The sequence below is a fragment of the Henriciella sp. genome (genome assembly GCF_049649345.1).
Lineage (GTDB): Bacteria > Pseudomonadota > Alphaproteobacteria > Caulobacterales > Hyphomonadaceae > Henriciella.
On sequence record NZ_JBARZC010000300.1, the window covers coordinates 1 to 2,176 of the forward strand.

The 2,176-nt window shown below is 61.2% G+C and carries 3 protein-coding genes; 2 read left to right on the forward strand and 1 reads right to left on the reverse strand.

Going from position 1 to position 2,176, the window contains the following annotated elements; all coding sequences use genetic code 11:
- A partial coding sequence (locus WA989_RS07960; protein WP_424339970.1) for a homoserine O-acetyltransferase family protein occupies positions 1–614 on the reverse strand: 614 nt, incomplete at its 3' end.
- Positions 615–734: 120 nt separating this feature from the next.
- Here WA989_RS07960 and hisC point away from each other — a divergent pair.
- Positions 735–1,817 (forward strand): histidinol-phosphate transaminase, encoded by a 1,083-nt coding sequence (gene hisC / locus WA989_RS07965; protein ID WP_424339971.1) that lies wholly within the window; start codon positions 735–737, stop codon positions 1,815–1,817.
- Positions 1,818–1,820: 3 nt separating this feature from the next.
- Positions 1,821–2,176 (forward strand): prephenate dehydrogenase/arogenate dehydrogenase family protein (locus tag WA989_RS07970; RefSeq protein ID WP_424339972.1); only part of this gene is annotated, 356 nt, incomplete at its 3' end.

The following is a 2,176-nucleotide window of genomic DNA, read 5'->3' on the forward strand; positions in this document are numbered from 1 at the left end:
CCGTCGCACCAGTCGAGATCAGCCATGATGGCCTGGCGTCCGACCTCGTAGAAGGCAATGTTCTGCGCTGAATGGCGCGCCGCTGTGGCGATCGGAATGCAGCTGAACACACGGTCTGGCGCGAGTACCGCCCAGTCCAGCGCCTGCATCCCGCCCATCGAGCCGCCGATGATGGAAAACAGGCTGTCGATCCCGAGCGCATCAATGAAGGCGATCTGCGCGCGGACCATGTCTGAGATGGTAATCACCGGAAAACGCGTGCCCCATGGCTTGCCGTCTGGCCCATCCGAGGCCGGCCCCGTCGTGCCCATGCAGCCGCCGAGCACGTTGGTCGCGATGACGTGAAACCGGTCTGTATCGATGGGCAGGCCGGGGCCGATCATGCGCGACCACCAGGCCGGCCTGCCAGTCACACTGTTCTCGCTCGCGGCAAACTGGTCGCCGGTCAGCGCGTGGCAGATCAGGATGACGTTGGACTTGTCTGCGTTAAGCTCACCCCAGGTCTCATAGGCAATGCGCACGCCATCAAGCCGCTCTCCGCAATCGAGCGGTAGCGGGTCTTTCAGGGTCAGATGCTGAACATCTGCAACAGATATGCTTCGGTCGGCGGGCATCGCGCCTTGAGGTGTCTGCAGCGCCCTGTGAAGTCAAGCCAAAACGCCGCGTCCGCAGGCTGTCACTTGATTTTCCTTCCGTCTTTGATCACGAGGAAGGCAGATTTAGGAGCAAGATGAATGACCGGGCCAAAGCCGCTTTCAAACATACTTGAAATCACCCCCTATAAGGGCGGGCAGAAACTGGATCACGGCTGGAAGCTGTCCTCCAATGAAAACCCGCTGGGCTGCAGCCCTGCTGCGCGTGCTGCACTGGCGCAGACAGCTGAGCATCTGGAAATGTATCCCGATGGCGGGGCGGTGAAGCTGCGCGATGCCATCGGCAAGAAATACGGCATTGATCCTGACCGGATTGTCTGCGGAGCAGGGTCTGACGAAATCTTTCAGCTGCTCGGCCGCGCCTATCTCTCGCCGGGCGACGAGATCATCCAGTCGCAACACGGCTTTCTCGTCTACAGGCTCGTGGCGCAGCAGTCGGGCGCGAAATGCGTCAGCGCGCCTGAGAACGAACTCAGAGCCGATGTGGACGCGATGCTGGAGCGGGTGACCGACAAGACGAAGATCGTCTTCTTGGCCAATCCGAATAATCCAACCGGCAGCTACATTCCCTATGACGAGGTCAAGCGCCTGCATAACGGCCTGCGCGATGACATCCTGCTTGTCCTCGACGGCGCATATGCCGAATACGTTCAGAAGAATGACTACGCCGCTGGCATGGAACTCGCCGGTGAAGCGCCGAATGTGCTGGTCACACGGACCTTCTCAAAGATCCACGGTCTGGCCGGCCTGCGCATTGGCTGGGCCTACGGGCCTGAAAGCGTGATCGACGCGATCCACCGGGTGCGCGGCCCGTTCAACACGACGTCTGTGGCTCAGGCCGCGGCTATTGGCGCGCTGTCCGACGACATGTTCGTCACCGGCTCGGTCGAACATAACAATTCGGAGTTGGACCGGATGAAGCCAGCATTGGAAGACATGGGTTTCAAGGTCTATCCAAGCGTTGGCAATTTCCTGCTCATCGAGTTCGAGGACCGCGACGGCAAACGCGCGCCGGATGCAGACCAGTTCCTGCGCCAGCGCGGCATCGTCATTCGCGACATGAATGCCTATGGCCTGCCCAATTGCCTGCGCCTCTCCATCGGCACGACCAAGGCGAATGACGAGGTTCTCGAAGCCTTCGACGCCTTCTCGAAAGCGGGCTGAGACGTGACCGCGCCCGTCTTCGACGAGATTGCCATTATCGGCATCGGCCTGATCGGATCGTCCCTGGCGCGCGCGGCGGCGGAAAACGGTGCGGCGTCGAAGATCAGCCTGTTCGATCAGGATGATGCCGTTCGCGCCACAGCCGGCAAACTCGGACTCGGTACGATCCATGACAGCCTGGAAAAGGCCGTCGCCGAAGCAGACTGCGTGGTGATCGCCGTTCCCGTCGGCGCCATCGAAGCGACCACGAAAGCCCTCGCGCCTCATCTCAAGCCCGCGGCCATCCTCAGCGATGTTGGCTCGGTAAAGGAAAGCGCGATGGCGGCGATGCAGGCCCATTGCCCGGCGCATGTCCATCT